Origin of the sequence: Streptomyces sp. NPDC096311, from assembly GCF_044763085.1 — a bacterium.
GTDB lineage: Bacteria > Actinomycetota > Actinomycetes > Streptomycetales > Streptomycetaceae > Streptomyces.
This window is the reverse complement of sequence record NZ_JBIWFN010000048.1, coordinates 1-17,313: the sequence shown is the minus strand read 5'-3', so window position 1 is coordinate 17,313 and position 17,313 is coordinate 1. Positions and strand designations below refer to the sequence as shown.

General features: G+C 68.7%; 10 protein-coding genes. 2 read left to right on the top strand and 8 right to left on the bottom strand.

Going from position 1 to position 17,313, the window contains the following annotated elements; all coding sequences use genetic code 11:
- Window positions 1–144 precede the first annotated feature (144 nt).
- The 7 genes from ACIRA5_RS52625 to ACIRA5_RS52595 all read right to left on the bottom strand — a co-directional run bounded on the left by ACIRA5_RS52625 (window position 145) and on the right by ACIRA5_RS52595 (window position 12,531).
- Window positions 145–3,321, bottom strand: a complete 3,177-nt coding sequence (locus ACIRA5_RS52625) for a hypothetical protein (RefSeq protein WP_403705563.1) — start codon at window positions 3,319–3,321, stop codon at window positions 145–147.
- Between the two features lie 39 nt (window positions 3,322–3,360).
- Window positions 3,361–4,899, bottom strand: coding sequence for an ISKra4 family transposase (locus tag ACIRA5_RS52620; protein WP_403705561.1), 1,539 nt, complete (start codon window positions 4,897–4,899; stop codon window positions 3,361–3,363).
- A 75-nt stretch (window positions 4,900–4,974) separates the two neighbouring features.
- Window positions 4,975–5,496 (bottom strand): hypothetical protein, encoded by a 522-nt coding sequence (locus tag ACIRA5_RS52615; protein ID WP_403705558.1) that lies wholly within the window; start codon window positions 5,494–5,496, stop codon window positions 4,975–4,977.
- A gap of 77 nt (window positions 5,497–5,573) precedes the next feature.
- A complete protein-coding gene (locus ACIRA5_RS52610; protein ID WP_403705556.1) occupies window positions 5,574–7,589 on the bottom strand; it encodes a hypothetical protein in 2,016 nt (671 codons plus the stop codon).
- A complete protein-coding gene (locus tag ACIRA5_RS52605) occupies window positions 7,586–8,239 on the bottom strand; it encodes a hypothetical protein (protein WP_403705553.1) in 654 nt (217 codons plus the stop codon). Before ACIRA5_RS52605 ends, ACIRA5_RS52610 begins: the two co-directional genes overlap by 4 nt.
- 322 nt (window positions 8,240–8,561) lie before the next feature.
- Window positions 8,562–12,158: a trypsin-like peptidase domain-containing protein gene (locus tag ACIRA5_RS52600; protein ID WP_403705550.1), complete on the bottom strand. Its 3,597-nt coding sequence runs from the start codon at window positions 12,156–12,158 to the stop codon at window positions 8,562–8,564.
- 28 nt (window positions 12,159–12,186) lie between these two features.
- Window positions 12,187–12,531 carry a CU044_2847 family protein gene (locus ACIRA5_RS52595; protein WP_403705547.1) on the bottom strand — a complete coding sequence of 115 codons (345 nt, stop codon included), beginning with the start codon at window positions 12,529–12,531 and terminating at the stop codon, window positions 12,187–12,189.
- Between the two features lie 294 nt (window positions 12,532–12,825).
- Here ACIRA5_RS52595 and ACIRA5_RS52590 point away from each other — a divergent pair, with 294 nt between their 5' ends.
- Together ACIRA5_RS52590 and ACIRA5_RS52585 are read left to right on the top strand one after the other, a co-directional pair.
- Window positions 12,826–13,071, top strand: coding sequence for a hypothetical protein (locus ACIRA5_RS52590; protein ID WP_403705544.1), 246 nt, complete (start codon window positions 12,826–12,828; stop codon window positions 13,069–13,071).
- Between the two features lie 186 nt (window positions 13,072–13,257).
- Window positions 13,258–14,298: a hypothetical protein gene (locus ACIRA5_RS52585; protein WP_403705542.1), complete on the top strand. Its 1,041-nt coding sequence runs from the start codon at window positions 13,258–13,260 to the stop codon at window positions 14,296–14,298.
- Window positions 14,299–14,359: 61 nt separating this feature from the next.
- On the opposite strand, the gene ACIRA5_RS52580 is transcribed toward ACIRA5_RS52585, so the two are convergent.
- Window positions 14,360–16,747, bottom strand: a complete 2,388-nt coding sequence (locus tag ACIRA5_RS52580; protein WP_403705578.1) for a Helicase associated domain protein — start codon at window positions 16,745–16,747, stop codon at window positions 14,360–14,362.
- Window positions 16,748–17,313: the final 566 nt, after the last annotated feature.

The following is a 17,313-nucleotide window of genomic DNA, read 5'->3' as shown; positions in this document are numbered from 1 at the left end:
CAGAGGACGACAGCCCGCCAGCGCCTCGAGCCCTCCCGGCCGTGCTGCCTCAGACAGGTTTCCAACTGCCTGCGTTGGATGGCTGATGCGGCATGGCGGTGTCTGATGGGCTATGCCGCGAAGCTCCGGTGATCGTTGGGGGCGTCAATCGAAATGTGCGTTTGGCGACCATGTCAGGGCAGCCAGTCCTGCGGGGCCGCCGATGTGCAGCCGGTGGCCTGCCGTGGTGGTGTGTACCACGCTGGTGACCGGCGCTGCTGTGATGAGGGAGCGGGCCAGCTGTCCCGTATCGGGTTCCCACAGGCGCAAGCCAGTTGCGGTCGCGGTGGCCAGCAGACTCTCACCGTTGTCTCGTGCGAGGGAGATCATGGCGTACGTCGACGGAACCTCGAACTCATGCAGACACTCCCAGCTGCCCGGGTCCCACACAGACACTCGTCCGGAGGTGGCGATGGCCACCGCTGTTGGAGTGGAAGGCAGGGGAAGCAGGCAGACGGCGCGCACGACGGCAGTCGGCGCCATCAGGGGAACTTCCTGCATGATCTGCCCGGTGACAAGGTTCCACACGGTGACTTTCCCTCGTCTCAGACCTGCGACGAGGCATTGACCTGGGGGAGAGGGCAGCACCAGCAGGTGTGTGACGGGAGTGCTCGTCGACAGCGCGGTGAGCTGTTTCGACTGCAGGGCGAGCGTGTTGATTCCCCGGGAGTGGGCCAGGACCAGACAGGTTTGTCCATTCGGAAGTCGCACGGTGACACTGGCGTGGTAGCGGGAGTTGTCCGCGATGTGCTGGACGGTGTCGAACTGCGGTTCCCATTGGCAGATACGGCCACGCTGGCTGAAAACGAGAGCGGGGATGTCGCCCTGGCCGGGGACGACCTCCAAGAAGCCAAGAGGGCCTTGTGTGCCCAGACGGTACAGCAGCTGATGACCGACCGGATCCAGGAGCGCCAGGTCCATGAGCGTGGAAACGGCCACCAACTGACGGCCGTCTGCCGTCTGCGCGGTCGCCATGCCGGGCGTGGTCACCGTAACTCCGAAAACGTCCGGGCGTGTGGAGGTGGGCTCAACCTGGTGCAGGAGGATGCCTTCGTCGCTGCTGGCGACCAACGCCACGGAATCGCCCTGCACGCGCACGCCCGCCGCCCGTGATCCGGTGCGGGAGAGGAATTGGGATACCTGCCGAGGTCGTGGGCCTGAGGCATCCCACACGGTGATCATTGCGCCGTCCCAAACTCCGAGGAGGGTGCGGCCACCGGGAACCGGGATCTCCAGCGCCTTGCCTCCCGGGGAAAACCCTCTGGCGATCAGTCTGCCGCCGAAGGGGTCGAGAAGATCGACTTCCTGGGTTTTGCGGACCACGGCAAGAACGTCACCACCCTCTGGGCCGGCAACGGCTGCCAGCGAACGCACGGTTGTGGGCTTGAGTGCGACGGGCCGGGCCTGCTGGGTGCGTGGGTTGAATAGGAGCGGGGCACCCTTGAGCCGCTTGAACAGTCTCCAGCGCTCCCCAGTTGCGTCCCGCACCCAGGCACCTCCCGTGAAGACGAGTCGGTCTTCGGGCAGGGGAATACGCTCGTGTGTCTGCTCCGACGGGGCCCAGGCCAGCATCTCGCGCGAGGTGGTAATGGCCAGCAGCCAGCGGTCGAACCCCTCTCGCAGCACGTGTACTTCGCGAGCCTGTGCCAGGGGCAGCCAGGCCAGCCGCTGTCCTGAGAGAGGGTCGAAGATGCCTGCGCCTTGCGAGGTGGCAGCAGCGAGGAAGGCCCGGCCGCTGTTCCCGGCCAGGACGGTCAGGTCCCAGACGCTGGGGCAGCTGATCTGGACCAGTTGCTGCCCGCTGCTGTCCCAAATGTCGATGCCGTGCCGGGTGCCGGCCGCGATCAGCCCGCGCTCGTCCTGGGTGTTCCATGTGCACAGTGTGTGCACATGTCCTGCGGGGAATCCCACGACATTGCCGCCGGGCCTCCAGAGGACGGCCGTCGGAGTCAGTGCCGGGGCTTCCTCCCACGTCTCGGGTAGCTGGGGCACGCGAGCATCGTCGGAGAGCCCATGGCGGGTGAGCGCGGCGAGCTGGAATCGGATGCTGGCCGCGCGCGAGGCTACGTCCGTAGAGTCGTCCACGTACGGCTCGATGAGCCCGGCTGCAGTGAGGACCCGGCGGGATGGATCGTCCACGGGAAGTGGAAGTCCCAGCCGGGTGCGCAGTGTTCCGGAGGTCTCCCGGGTGGCGAGGGACAGCGGCATGATCGCGTCGTCGAGCGCGTGACCGGCTTGGGCGTGGGCTGCGGTGTGGCGCCGGATGTAGGGGTGCGGCGCCAGGGGATCCGCCGAGCGGGCGAGTTGGGCGCATGCCTCGGCGATCGCGCGATGGACCTCGTCCGGTGACCGCAGGGCACCTCCTGCAGGCGCATCCAAGATGGCTGGGCCTCCGTGGGGTTCAATCGTGAGAAGTGATTCGGGTTCGGACAGGAGCACCTCCACTACCCGCTGGTGGGCGGGCCGGTAGGTGACCCGGCCGTCCTCCTCGCCAACGGCGAGGTAACCGACGAGGCGGCTGTGGCGCACCGTGCGGATCACCGCATCGATTTCACCGGCGGACGGTGCATCCGGGCCGATGACCGCAGCGGCCACCGCCGGCCATACCTCCGCCCACGGCAGCCCCGCGCCCTGGGCGAACGCGGTGGCGCGCAGCACCGCCAGCAGCAGCCGCAGGCTGATGTCCTGGTCCCTGGCTACCTGCCGCAGGTCGTTGCTGAGCAGTGCCGTCGTTCCGGCCTGCAACCGGCCGCGCCAGAGGGGATCGCGCACGTCCTGCCGGCCGATCGCGGACCTCAACTGGGCGGCGGCCAACCGAGCATCGAGGAACGACGGCTCCACCGCCCGCGCGATCACCGCCGCCACCTCGGCTGCCGCCGCGCCATGGCCGGCATACGGGCTGTCCTCGGCCGCCTGCAGCACTATCTCCACATACGCGGTGATGTCGGCGGCGGTCTGCTGCCCGTCCGTGCGCAGCAGGTCCAGCGGCACGCGGCTCTCGCCCATCCCCGCTTGCAACACGGTGTGCAGGAATCCCAGCAGCTGGTCGGCCGCCGCATCCTGCAGCTTGCCGTCCCCGTCGTGCTGGGCCGAACTACGCATCCCCAGCACCAGCCGCACCGCCGGCTCCCCGTTCGCGGCACGCAACCGGGCCAGCGGGGCGATCACGTCGGACAGGCACGCGGTGGGCACCTGCGCCTCATCCAGCCCGTCGATCACGAGGGTTACCGGCTCCGGCGCATCGGCGCAGGCAGCGGCAACCTGGTCCAGCAGTGCCTGCAAAGGGAGTTGGGTGCGGATCCTCTGAAGTGACGGTCGGGATCAAGCGGTGAGGCTGTAGTTCTGCTGGTCGGGGCTGGGGTAGAGGCGTTGATGTTCGCGGGCCGTGTGGAAGATCCAGTAGTCCTCGAAGTCGCCGTTCGTTATCAATGCGCGCAGCCGGAGGACGGCTTCGGCGCCGTCGAGTCCCCATCGGGCGCCGGTGATGTCGAGGCGGTCGGCGATCAGGTGGCGGCAGGCGCCTTCGACGGCGCCGGTGGCGATCGGCCAGCCGGCCGCGAGCGCGGTGTCGTAGTGAAGCTGGTCGAGGTGGCCGGTGAGGTAGCGGTGGCAGGTGGTGACGGCCGCGCGACGGGTGGCGGGAAGCCGTTCGGCTGCGGCCTGGACGGTCATCTCGGCGGCGGCGCGGTCGGCGTGTCCGGCGAGGATCGCGGTGAGTTTGTCCGCGGCCCAGGTCTCGGCCTCGCGGCTGCCGACCGGGTGGAAGGCGTGTGCTGCCGTCCAGCAGTACTCGGCAACGTGCACGAAGTCGAGCAGGACGTGCAGGCGGATGTCGCGGCGGGAGGCTTCGTCCTGGATCAGGTCGAGTTGGTGGCGGGCGCCGTCGACGAGCACGATCCAGTCCCGCAGATGCTGCGGGTCGCGGGCCTGGGCCTGGGCGAAGGCGTCGGTGATGACCTGCTCTGGAGGACGGATCACCGAGGCGGTGCACCATTTGCGCTCCGCTTTCGGGCCCGGCCTCGGCGGTCGGCTCTCGCTGCGGCCGCCGGGCGGATGCACGATGTCGTGCGGCCGGCGTGGGGCGGGCGCGGTGTCGAAGACGCAGGCCACCGTCGCCATGCGCTTGCGGTTGGGTTTCTCCCCCGGAGCCAGCCGCCCGCGCCGTCCAGCCGCCGCGGTCTTGGCCGCGGCCCGGCGGGTGGCCTCGCGCAGGGCTTCGGGGCGCATCACCACGCCTTTGCCGTCGACCTGGAGGACCACCGGCATCTCGCGGGTGCACGGGGTGGGGATCTTCGCCGTGTAGTAGGCGGCGATGTCAACGGCCGAGGCGACCACCAGCTCTTCGAGACGGCGCTTGCCCAGCACTCTTCCGCATCGTCGCTCGATCGCGGCCTGGGCCTGGTCGAACGAGCCGCGGACCGCCTCCAGCACCGCGAGCCGCGCCAGGCCGCGCGAGTGCCGACCGGCAGGCAGCGACAACGCTTCGTCCGCCGGGTGCACGTTGGACAGGCCCCGGCCGCGATAGGCGATCCTGGTCACCCGCACCGGCCCGAACACGCAGGTCAGCCAGCGGGGATGGTTGCTCTCCCGCCAGGTCCGTGGCCGTCCTTCCGGCCCGCGCACCACCGGCCGTCCCGCGCTGATGCGGGCCGCAGCTTCTTCCGTCCTTGCCCGCAGGTCGAGGTGATCCTGCATCAACTGCCGCAGCAACTCGCGTCCTTGCTGTTCGAGCAACAACTCCAGCTCGTCATGGGCCATGCTGCGCGCCGGGGCGCCGGCCAACGTCGAGACAAGGCGTTCGAAGGCATCACGGGAGGCGGCATACCCATCAGGCTCGGATAAGGCGTCATAGGGTTCCATCTGGGGCTCTTCTTCGGCTCTTCTTGCGATTCGGTTTGGTTGGCACCTTCGAATCTACGGAGAAGAGCCCCTTGGTCACCGGGAGTTGACCCGGCCGACGTCCCCGTCATGGCGGGCCAGGGTGAACCGGCCCGGCGTGTCCTCGTCCAGCCAGCCCCGCTCCACCAGACGCTTCAGCTTCCCCCTCGTCCCCTCGATCTTCGCCGTGGTGGCCTCCAGCCCGATCCGGGGCACGATCTGCTTGGCCTGCAACGGACCTGTCGCATCAGCGACGATCTCCACGATGTCCCGGTACACATCCGGCAGCACCCCAGCGACCAGGCCCTCCCGCCACGGCGGCACCGCCATCACCCCGATGCCGTGAGGCACCGGCGCTTCCTTGGGTTCCGGCGCACCGCGCGCCTGCGGCGCATTCTCCGCGGCCGACAACTCCGCCAGCACCTGCGCGACGGTCTCCCGCGTGATCTCCAACCGCGACAGATCCGCCTGGGCCTTCTCCAGCCGCACAGCCAACTCCGCAGCCTCGGCCTGCAGTTCTTCCACCCGCTGTCGAGCCGCGGCCTCCCGCGCCTGGAGCTCTTCCGGCAACGACACCATCGCGCCCCACCTCCACCTCGCCACGGTAGAAGTACGACGCCACCGCCCACACGTCAATCAGCGTCTTCCCAGCTCAGCTATCCCTCGAAAGGATCCGCACCCGAGTGCGTTGGGCTCCATCCCGTGCCGCGTCGGAAGGCCTGGTCATTCTCGCGCATGAGCCGGGCAAGTGGCTCCAACAGCCGCCCGTCGCGGGCGGTGGTGCCGAGGGCCGTGAACATCGCCTGCTCGTACTCGCTCCAGCAGCGGCTCGGCTCAATGGCGTATCTGAAGTCGGAAGTGCAGGCGACCCTGCTCGCGGCCATTACCTCGACCGCCTCTTCCAAGCAGCGCTGGGCCTCTGCCAATGCGACGCCGTCAGCCACCGGTCCCAAGCGCCCACACAGCGCTGCGATGAGCACCTCTGTGTCGGGCAGTCCCTGCAACAGGCGGCGTACTTCGTCCGGGTCGCTGAGCAGCGCAACGGCCCAGACTGCCAGCTCGCGGCGATGCGGTCGCCGCAGCTCACCGGCCAGCTCCATAGCGCTCTCACGGGACCACATCAGGGCTTCGGCGGCGAGCAGCTGGGCGTACCACTCATGCCGGAACTCGACCCGCCGATGGAGAACCTGCACCACAGGCGATCTCAACGCCTCGTCCACCACGCCCACCGCGCCACCGAGCGTAACCAGTACCTGGGCAGCGCTGCGCTGGGCTTCTGCCAGCGGCAACCATCCCGCCAGCCGCTCGTCCATCAGCATCGCCCAGCGGTGCAGCACCTGCCGCAGAGCCGTAGGCTGCGACGTCCGCTGCAGCTGTTCACCCAGGTAGGCGTCCAAGAGGGCAGCGCGTCCCGCGCCTGTCGGCAGACGCTGTGTCAGCTGCGCTGCAATCGAGAGCTCGAAGGCGGTTCCGAACGCTTTGCACTCTTCCTCGACGACCTCTTCCTGTTGAGGACCTACCCCGTAGCACCGCAATAGCGCCGCGCGCTGCTCCGAGGTTGGATCGACCGTCCTCAGCTGTGCACCGCCGATCACTGCGGGCACATTCACGAACTCGTGGCTGGTGGACACCACAGTGGCCTCGGCGCGGCGACACCACGAACTGACCTGCAGCATCAGCCGATCCTGGAACCGGCTGGGACATTCGTTGATCGCATCCACGAGCAAGACGACCGGAAGCCCCGCCAACCGAGCGGCCCGCACCAGGCAGTCCGCCGATTGCGAGGTGAACGGGGCCACGCTCTCGTCGAGGCTGTCCTCCAACCGTCCTTCGTATACGCCCGCTCGCAGCAGGATGGGCAACCAGCCGACCTGCGCCAATCCCAGGGCGGCGTGAGCCAGGGTATGGCTCTTGCCCGTTCCCGAGCTGCCGACCACCTGGACGTGACGCCCGGGCCGCAGCCAGGCTGCCAACTCCGTTGACAGCACACATTCTGCCCCGTCTTGCTCTTCCAGCGTCAGCCCAACCAGGCCATGTAACCCCTCGCTCAGGTACGAACCGAGGTGGGCTAGGTAGTCCTCCAGCGCCTGCCCCTTGGACGCGTCGCTGATGTCGGCCTGCATCTCCCGGTCGAGCATGGGACGGCAGAACACTCGCATCGTGTCCTCGCCGAAGAACCGTCGTACCAGGTCCGGCAACACAAACAGCATGTCGGACAACTGCTGCCGACCCCACAGGTCAACAACCAGATCCTGGTGCTGTTCGCGTAGCCGCGTCAGCTCCAGGTCGACCTTTGTGTCGCGAACGTCCGCCGTGGTGACGATCACCAGACGGTGAGCATCGAAGGGTCGGCTTCCATCGGCATATGCAGCCACTGCCTTGCGGAGATCGGCAGCGGTGAACTTCTCGTACCTCTTGGCCTGATACACCGCAGGTGGTTGGGAGGTGAAGAAGGCGACCACGTCGACCCCGTCCTGGGCCTGGCCGCCACGCCCGAAAGGTCGGGACTCCAGAGCATGGTCGGCCTGGACCGCCAACGCCACCACGAGATGCTCCAGAGCCTCCCAGGACAGCTCATGCGTACGAAGCAGCAAAGGCGCCGTGACCGTCAAGGGCGGCTGCCCCGGCAGTTCCCTAGCCTGCTCCCCGCCGCCCTGGCCTGAGCTGCTCATGCGTCGTTTTTGCTGCCGTTGTCCTCGTCGGCGTCATAGTCGGCGAGCGCGGTCATGGCTTCCCACATGACCTCGTCGTCGTAGTCCGGCATCACCAGGTCGGGCTCGAGGCCGTCACTGTCCGGATCGAGCTCCTGGGAGTGGGCCAGCACCTCGACCAGGAACCGTCGCGCGGCCTTTAGCAGGCCGGGATCCTCCAGCCACAGCCCGAATTCCAGACTGCGGCGGGAGCTCTCCGTGCCGTTGGCGCTGCCCAGCCATAGCCGACGTGGCGTGAAGCCGGTGACATCCGCCACGCCCCCCAGGCCGTCCTCGTCGTGCCACCACAGCTCACCTAGCAACATCATCTTGGTGTGGAGGATCGGGACAAGATGGTCTCCGGCCTTGCGGTAACCCAGGGTGCGCAGCGCTGGCAACCGGATGTACTCCTGCGGCGAACCGGGACCCAGCAGCGGCGCCTTGCCGCCTTGGTGGAAACGCAGCTCCTCCAGCTCGGAGAAAGCACGAACCGGGAATCCGGCCGCGTCTTTCACCGCCTCAGCGACCTTGTGTAGCCGCTCTACGTGGCGTTTGCCCCGCGGCTGCTTGCTCACCACCACGCAAGCGGAGGGGAACTCGGCGATGCGCTGCAGCAACTCAGGGTCGTCCACCCACAAGAAGGCCCCGAGCATCGCGGGCCCCCGGAACACCCCTCCACCCCAGGTCGGGGCGCGTGCCCTACGTCCCCCACACCCCACACAACCCCAGATAAATACAGTCCCTGCAGCCGACGCCCTGAGGCTCGTCGGGTGCGCCTCCGAGCGGCCAGGGCAGGCTGGCGTGCACCGCAGGGAACACCGCAGGCTGCGAGACCGTCGCTGTTGCTCCAGATCCTGACGGAACCCGTCGATCCCCTCGACGAGACCGGCCAGCACGTCTGTCCCGAACCGGACGGGATGTGTTCCGTCTCCCACGGGTCCGCCGAGGGCTTTGCTACCCGTCCAGCGCCGTCCGCATCGCCGGATCCGCTGCCAGCGCCTCGTAGATCCACGGGGTGTTGCGCGGGGCCTGGTTACGGGTGCGGGTGGTGAGCAGGGAGCGGGTTTCCTCGCGGGCCTGGTGCATGGTGAGCGTGCCTGATCTGCGGTGCGCCAGGATCGTGCGGATCCGGTCGAGTTCCTCGTCCTCTGTGGTGTCCGGCGCGTCACCCTCGGCGCCCGCAGCCGGATCGTCGGCGAACAGGCGGGCCGCCGCATGGCGGATCAGCACCTCCGCGCACAGCATCGCGGGTGCGTCCGACGCGTCCCCCAGCGCCAGGCGCTCGGCGCGGGCCAGGACGTTCACGGCCTGCTGGTGGGCGTCCTCGGCGGCGTAGACGGCGCTGAGGTCGATCAGCGTTTCCAGCACCCGGGGACGGTCGTTGCCACGCTCCCACCAGTCGGCTGCGACCTGGTAGAGATGGACTGCGGTGGTCGGGTCGTCGAGCAGCGCGGCGGTGCGGGCCGCGTTGGTGTTGCAGTTGGCCGTGTTCCAGGGTTCCTCGGCCTGCTCCCACAGCGCAGCCCCGCGCCGGTAGAGGCCAAGTGCCTGCTGCAGATTGCCCGCGTCCTCCTCGGCGACCCCGCATTCGTTGCAGGCCATCGCCCGGTGTTCGCTGCTGCCCCAGCGGTCGGCCAGCTCCACGGACTTGCGGCCCCAGCGCAACGCCTTGTCGGTGTTGCAGGCCCGGCGGGCGATACGAAAGTTGTTGATCGCGACGGGGACGGCGGCCGCGGCCCGCCCGGTCGTGGTGAGCGTGTCGACGGCGCGTTCCCCGGCGCTCAGCGCCCCGGTCCAGTCCTCCGCCTCCCACAACAGCATGCTCAGCTTGAACTCGGCCTCGGCGACCCGGACCGGCAGTCGGTGCTCCCGGGCGAGCCCGACGGCCTTCCGTGCCGCCGCGACTGCGGCCTTAAGCGCCTGGCCCGACCGCAGCGTGTCCGCGTTCAGCAGACAGGTCTTGACGGCTTCCTCGGGATCCCCGCGGCGCAGATGCAGGGCGATGCGGTCGTCGTTGACGTCGACGACCGCGTCGAGTTCACCGCGTGCCGAGTACAGGACATGCAGCCCGATCATCAGTTCCGTGGCCATCTCCAGCCAGCCGTTCTGTTCGGCCAGGGACAGCGCGGCGTGAAAGCGGCTCGGGTCGAGCTCGCCGATCAGCTGCGCCCCGTACCGCTGGTCGGTGATCTCCGCCAGCCGGTTGACCAGATACGCCACCCCGGCCCGCTGGAACTCCTGAATCTCCGCAGGTGGTTCGGTGAGGTCCAGCTGCTCGCGGGCATACAGCAGGACCAGGTCGTACAGGCGGAAGGTGGCCAGCAGCGCACCGGCGGGCAGCCGGACGAGGTCCTGCCGGGCCAGACTTCGATCCACCAGCCGGTTCAGCAGCAACTCCTGCCGCATCGCGGGAGCCTTCAGGCAGTGCCCGAGCTCCGCCCCGTTGACCGCCGCGCCCGGCGCCGCCGCGATCAGCCGGAACACCCGCTGGGCCGGCGGGTCCAGGGCGTCGTGGCTGAGCCGGATGGCCAGGCGCACGGCGCGGTCCCCGTAAGCGAGGGCGTCCAGCCGGACCGACTCCTCCTCCAGGAGCTGGACGAGATACGAGGCGGGCGGTCCCGAGGGATGGGCCAGCCGCGCCCCGGCGATCCGCAGCGCCAGCGGCACATCGCCGCACAGCTGCGCCACCCGGTCCAGCGCGGCGGGTTCGCAGGCGTCAGGGCGTTCCTGGCAGCAGCGGATGAGCACCGCGACAGAAGCAGGTCTGGACAGGGGACCTACATCGAGGACCAGCCCGGGGTCGGCGTAGTCCTGGGTGCGGTCGCGCGAGGTGACGATCAGGGCGCAGCCCACTGGTGCCTTGACGAACGGCCGGACATGGGCGGCGTCGGCGGCGTTGTCCAGGACGAGCAGCACGCGGCGCTCGTGCAGGGCGGCGGTGAGTGCCGCGAGCTGCCGGGCGTCGTCCGTCAGTTCCGAGCCGAGGTCCAAGCGCAGCGCCTCACTGATGATGCGTACCACCGTGCGGGCGTTCAGCCGGGCCTCGGGCATCAGGCCACGCAGGTCCACGTAGTACACGCCACCCGGGAACGCGGGGGTGAGGGCGCGGGCGGACTCGACGGCCACGGTGGAGGTGCCAGCGCCGGGCTGGCCGGAGAGGAACGCGGTGGCCGATCCGTACCGCGTCATCCGGCGGTCGATCGCGCGGGCGAGACGGGCCACCAGCTCCTCGCGTCCGGCGACGCACGGGTCGGGTGCGGGCAGCCGGCACATCTGGACGGCCACGGCGGCGAGTTCGGCGCGGCCGGGGGCCGGTCCGGGGACGGCGGGGACGCTGTCCGTGTCGCCGGTGGCGGGTGGGCGGGGCGGGACGAGCACGGCTTCCACCGATGCGGAACGGATCGGCGGAAGCAGGTCCAGCAGCGCGTGCAGGAAACCGGACAGCGGGATGCCGTCCCCGTCCAGCAGCGCCTCGCGCAGACAGCTCCGGCAGGTGTCGGACAGCTCCGTGAACATGCCACCGGGCAACTTATCGGCCAGCACTCGCCGCACACTCCCGAGCAGCGCCCGCGCCGCATGCGCCGCCATCTCGTCCGCCGGCTCCCGCCCCGGCAGCGGTGCGGACCAGCGGTGCAGCGCCTCGTCGTGGTCGGCGAGCCGGGGCAGCAGGACGCGTGGTTCCAGGCCGCGCAGCCGTAGCCGGCGGCGGAACTCGTCGGTCTCCCGTCGGCTCCAGGAGCCGACGGCGGCCCGCTCAAGGATTTGGCCGAGCAGGTCCTGGAGCGGGCCGTCGCCACGGCAGGTGTCGTCGATCGCGGTGAGCACCAGGGCGGCTTCGCGGGCCGCTTCCGCTGCTCCGGTCACTGTGGCGCGGGGCGCGGGGGTGGCGTCGTGGGCCGAGATGAGGGTGCCCGGCTCGTCGCCGAGGGTCAGCCGGCTGTGCACGGTGATCTCGGCCGGGCCTTCGAGCAGGTGGGTGAGGTCCTCGGTTCTGGCCACCCAGACGGAGTCGCGCAGCCAGCCGTCGGCGCTGTTGTAGCGGGCCGACACCACGCCGAGCACCACTCCGTCGGTCAGCCGGAGTACGGGGGCGCCGCTCATCCCGGGCAGCAATGCGGACGAGGACAGCCGGCCCAGCGGGACACCATCTCGTACCGTCCAGCCCTGCCAGCTGCCGGTGGCATGCAGGAAGCGGTAGTCGTGCCCGGGATCGTCCACCCCGGCCACGCCGTTCACCACCACACCGGTCAGCAGCCGCACCGCGTCCGTGGGCGCCCACCCGGGGACGGATTCCTCCAACGGCCGGGCCCGGCGCAGCACCGCCAGATCGCGTACGTCGTCGACCGCGGTGACCTTCGCCCACTCGGCGGCCGCCCCACCGCCGAGCGCGTCGGTCCGCACCTGTGCGCTGGGGTACCCGCAACCGAGCCCGGCCAGCACATGCCAGGCGGTGACGACAATGCCGGGCGCCACCTGGAAACAGGTGCCCGCCGGTGCGCCGTCGGGGCTCAATACGCGTCCCAGACTGCCCGGCACCCGGGGATGGCGCATTGCCGTCTCCATCGTCGACCCGACGGCGCTACGCGGAGGCGTCCGGGCCGGCGGCGCTACGGTAGGTCATCCGGACCACCAGCGACGCCTCACCGGCGGCGCCGGCCACGATGACGTTCCCCTGCGCCGAGAACTTCAGCCCGAACTCGACCTCGACCTGCTCGGGCCGGACCGCGCGCTGGTGCAGCCGGTCGATCGCCTGGGCGGCGGAGGTCGCGATCTCCACCACGGCGTCGCGGGCATGATCGAAGGACTCCACGACCTGGCGGCCTGCTTCCTGCAGCCGTGAGGTGGGCTGCGATCCCGGCACGGGCACGGTTTCCACCAGCACCTCGACCGCGCCCACCCGTACGGGGATCAACCGGTTTGTCATGCAGGCAATTTGTCACAAGCAGCCCGGCGTTGTCCCTGCGGACGGCTGGATTGAGCTGACATGCTGCGCAAGAACTGCGGTTCCTGCGCCATGAACGTGTCGTAGTAGTCCAGCAGCCTCTCGCCCAGGTCTACCGTCGCCCCCCCGCAGAGGGCACCCCATCCGCGGGGACGGCAGACTCTGCTGCAGCTTCCTTCGCTACCACGGGCGGAATTCCTTCACGGGCAGCGAAAACGGGTCCGCACCGTCGGCTCCGCCGCCCACGAGGACGGTCAGCGTGACCCACGTACGGGCGTGCGTGACCGGCTCCGCACCGCCATGAGCCATCACCTCGGACAACAACTCGACGCCGTCAGTAGCCAGGACCTGACCACCCGCGTCGACGAACTCACCCAGCACAACCACCAACTGGCCGACCAAATCCAGCCCACCGGCGAGAACACCGCGCTCCACGCCCGCGTCACCGAACTGGAAGACGACCTCGCCGCCGCCCGCACCAGCCTGCACCTCATGATTCGCGATGAGAACCTCAACCCATAGCCCTTTGCTCCGCCACCGGACGGCCCGCGCCATGATGACGCTCGTGCTCCCTTCGACTGCAGTGATCTCCAGCCCCCTCGTGCCCTTGATACGACAGCCCCTGCTATCCCCGCGGCACGCACTGAACCCCTCTGGTGTCAGTGCTCCTCACTACTCTTCGAAGGGGACGTTACGAAGGGGGACGAGGTGGCCAACAAGGACATAGACCATCGAGCGATCGAGAAGCATGTCAAGGAGATCAACCAGGCCTACCAGCGTGCTGCCAAGAAATACCCGCTCACTGTTCCGGTTACAGGCAAAGGTTTCACCATCTCCACCGGAATCTTCGGGGTGGGTATTGAACAGGACCCGCAGCTGGTTGGGCTCTTGGTCTGGCTGGGTGAACAGCCCCGCCGCGGATTCGCAAAACCAGACACCTACGCCGAGCAGTCAGGCGTTCCCCTGGAGGACGTCCAGGTCCTGGCGCACGCCCTCGAGAGGGACGGCCTGATCGCTTCGATGGGATCGCTCGGCCAGGACGACGCCTTCAGAGTGACCGATGACGGGCGGGTAGAGCTGAGGCGGCTCGCCCAACTACGCAACGAACCCGCCGCCCGGCACCGCTACGCCACCGACGCCTTCCTGCGCTGGCTCTACACCACAGCCCACGACCAGCGCCCCACCCACCCCACCACCTTCCTGACCACCGCCGAATCTCACTTCGCCGGAGACGAACTGTCAGGAACGGAACTGCACTACGCCCTGGCCCGCCTTATCCACTCCCGGCTGGTCGAGGACGCCGGCACCGAGCCCAAGACCGTCGCCATCACCATCGACGGCATCGACTGCGTACTGTCTGGAGCGACCGTGAGCGACTACCTCAACCGAACCCGCCCCGGCGACTACTACAGCATCACCGGCACGAACATCGTCGCTGGCTCTCAGGGCAAGGTCGAGCAGCACAACCACAACAACGCCTTCGACCCCAGCGCCATGCGCGAGTTCGCGGCACTGGTCCAGCAGCTCGCCCCGACCTACGGCATGGAACCCGCGCAGCAAGCCGAACTCGTCCGCGACGCCGAAGTCCTCGCCGAGGAGGCCGGCAGCGAGACAGCGCAGCCAGGTCGTATCCGCGCCGCCTTCGACACCGTGATGGGCGGACTCGCGCAGATCGGCGCAGCATCCGCCGGCTTGGACCTCACAATCCAGCACGGCCAACAGGCCCTCAATACGGTCTTAGGCAGCTAGGCCACATCAGCAACGCCCGCGACGGGCGGCCGCCCACGGCCGTGACCACCACCCGCACCGCCTACGCCGCCGCCCATTCGAGTCCGAGGGCGGCGAGCGCCTGGAGTTTGTCGGTGGTGAGCTTCGCGCGCCTCGATTTCGTGTTCGACAAGAACACCCCGAGCTTGACCTCGGTGCCGTCATCGAGCCGTTCGACGTGGGCCCTGGGGACGGTCACGGTGCCGGTGCGGGTCTTGTACTGGGCTAGGGCTGCGATGCCTCGTTCGAAGGCGCTCAGGGGCGTCGTGGACGGCCCTGTGGGCGTCTCTGGTTCCGGGGCGAGCGGCGTGATGCCGAGTTGCTCCAGGCGCTCGCGCTGCCCCTCCGTCAACGCCGCCCAGACCTCGGGCTTTCTCTGCTTTGCCAGCCACTTCCCGATGTCCATCCCGTGGACCGTGAGGCCGGGCAAGACCTCGGCCTGGCCCTCTTCGTCTCGTACTAGTTCGCGCAGTGCGGCGTAGTGCCGCTGCCACTCTGCTGGCCACGACGGGTTCCAGTCCTCATCGACGGCCTCCAGCGCCGTTTCCCATTCGGGGTGTTCGGCGAGTGTGCCGGGGCGGCGGAGGTTGGAGAGCCACTGCCCGACCGGCCTGTCCAGGGCCGTTGCCGACCTCGGAGCGCAGAGGGTCCAGTGGTCCTGGTGGTAGGCGCGGGCGGCTTCCAGGTTCTCCTGGAAGCGTTCGTCCGCGAGGGACCACACCATGCCGAGCTGCTCCAGCCGCCTAGCCCGCAGCCCGGTCATCTGCCCCGCCCCGTAGGCCCTTCGTTGCTCTGCCACCCATTGCCCAAGCGGTGTCGCGCCCTCTCGGTGTCCGTACGGCACGCGGGCATGATGCTCACGCTCCGTGAACGCCTTCAGCTTCGCCCAGCCGCGCGCCCAGTCTTGCTTCTCGGTGTCGATGACGTTGAAGCTGACCCAGTCTGCGACCATCACCGGGTCACGCGGAGCGGCAAAACGGAGCAGTAGACGGGATTCTTCCTCGCCTTCTTCCGGCGGCGTGCCGATGTACTCGGACGGCTGCGCGACGTCCTTCTGTGGTTCCTGTGGAATGGCGAGCAGTTCCACGGCCTCTTCATCGTGTGCCCGCAATCCTTCAAGAACCTTCACCAAGGGCCGGTAAGACCCGGAGGTGAACATGTCTTCCGGCTTTTCGTCCGGCTGCAAGAAAACCGGCACAATCAGCGACGCTAGTTTCCCTTGTCCGGGCTTTTGACGGAGCGCCCGGCCGATGGCCTGGACGATGTCGTGCGGCGCGCCCTTCGGGTCCAGCAGGGCAACACTGTCCACGCTTCTGATGTCGACGCCCTCACCCAGGACGCGACAGTTACTCAGCACGGCCCGCCGGGTGGTGGTGCCGAACTCGCCCAGCACGTCGCGCCGGTGCTGGGGTACGTGTTCGCCGCAGAGCCAGTCCGCCCAGATCCGAGCGGGGTACGTCTCGGGTTGGTCGGCGTGCAGTTTGGCGGCGACGTGGTCCAGGCCCTCCGCGTACGCCTGTGCCTCTATCGTCCGGTGGTGGAAGGTGATGCAGGTCTGCAAGCGGTGCTGCGCCATGGTGTGCAGGAGCGCGGCCTGCAAGGCTCCGAGGCGCTGCCCGCGCACTTCCTCGCTGTGCCGGTCCTCGCCCATCAGTCGTTCGGGGGTGACGACGGGGTCCTGGAGCTCGAGGACGATGATCTGGTACCGGGCAAGCAGCCCGCGGGAGACGGCCGATGCGAGCGAGAGCTTGTAGAGGACGGGTCCGAAGACCTTCTCGTCGTCCATGGAGGCCGCCATCTCCCGCGGCAGCGGGTCGCGCACTCCCTCGGCTACCTCCCGGTTGAGCCGTTCCTGCCAGATCCGGGGCGTTGCCGTCAGGTACAGCCGCCGGCGCGCGGGGATGACGCCCTGGTCGTGGATGTCCGCCCACGCCTTGCCCATCGACCCGGAAGTCCGGTGCGCCTCATCGACCACCGCGAGGTCCACCGGCGCCAACTGCTGCCCGTAGACGCCCTCGAAGGCTTCCGCGAGGACACCGAGGCTGGCGTACGTCGCGTAGATGGTCACCGGTCCGGAGCCGTGCCACAGCGCCAGCTGCACAGGGTTCGTGGTGGAGCGCACCCGAAGCCCCCACAGCTCCGGATCGTCCTGGAGCGAACACACCGCAACCGCCGGCCCCGTGTGCCCGGCCGCGTGCCATGCCTGCACCGTCTGGGACAGGAGGTCCAGCGTCGGCACCAGAACGAGAACGCGCCCCTTGGGCACAAGCCGCCTTGCCGCCGACGCGGCAATGATGGTCTTCCCCGTGCCGCACGCGGCGTGCACCTGCCCGCGCAGACCGCTGGAGGGAATGCCGCCCGGCGGGATATCGAGACCGCGCACAATGGTGGCAACGGCCTCGATCTGGTGATCACGCAGTTTCAGGGCCATTCCCGTGTGCTCCTTTTCGCGGAATGTTGGCGCGCAACAAGAAAGGGAAGTCCGGAGAGAGGAGGGGTTCCGGGGTGATGCTGTTTGATCCCAGATTCTACACAGTGCATCACCATGATGCATCACTCTTAAGTCAAGTTCCGACCCCAGGGTGATACGTGACCGATCCTCGCTCCGCAGGGTTCGTTTGGTGTGCATGCTGACGGGTGTTGTCGGCTTGCACGACGGGCACTTGAGGGTGGGGGAGGGGTTCGGGTGGAGCGCAGCGGAGCCCGTCACTGCGGCGGGCCGGCACCCCGTCAGACTGATGATCCGTCACATCCGTTGCAGGGGTAGTAGCTGGGATTCCCAGTCACTACACAGGCCTCAACATGATGCACCGCCCCTCGTAGCCAGCCCCAGGAGGCCCGCTTGCGGGACTCCTTCATTCGCGCTTGCGCGAATTGACATTTCGTCAGAATTCCGCTTGCGGAATTCAATTCCCGCGTTTACGCGGGAATTCGAATTGCGCTTGCGCAATTCGTGCTCTATGCCCCGGCTTGCCGGGGCATAGCCCGCTCCGCGGG

Coding starts and splice junctions, on each gene's coding strand:
- ACIRA5_RS52620 (WP_403705561.1), bottom strand. CDS start 4,899: ATGGAACCCTATGACGCCTTATCCGAGCCTGATGGGTATGCCGCCTCC.
- ACIRA5_RS52615 (WP_403705558.1), bottom strand. CDS start 5,496: ATGGTGTCGTTGCCGGAAGAGCTCCAGGCGCGGGAGGCCGCGGCTCGA.
- ACIRA5_RS52610 (WP_403705556.1), bottom strand. CDS start 7,589: ATGAGCAGCTCAGGCCAGGGCGGCGGGGAGCAGGCTAGGGAACTGCCG.
- ACIRA5_RS52600 (WP_403705550.1), bottom strand. CDS start 12,158: ATGCGCCATCCCCGGGTGCCGGGCAGTCTGGGACGCGTATTGAGCCCC.
- ACIRA5_RS52595 (WP_403705547.1), bottom strand. CDS start 12,531: ATGACAAACCGGTTGATCCCCGTACGGGTGGGCGCGGTCGAGGTGCTG.
- ACIRA5_RS52580 (WP_403705578.1), bottom strand. CDS start 16,747: ATGGCCCTGAAACTGCGTGATCACCAGATCGAGGCCGTTGCCACCATT.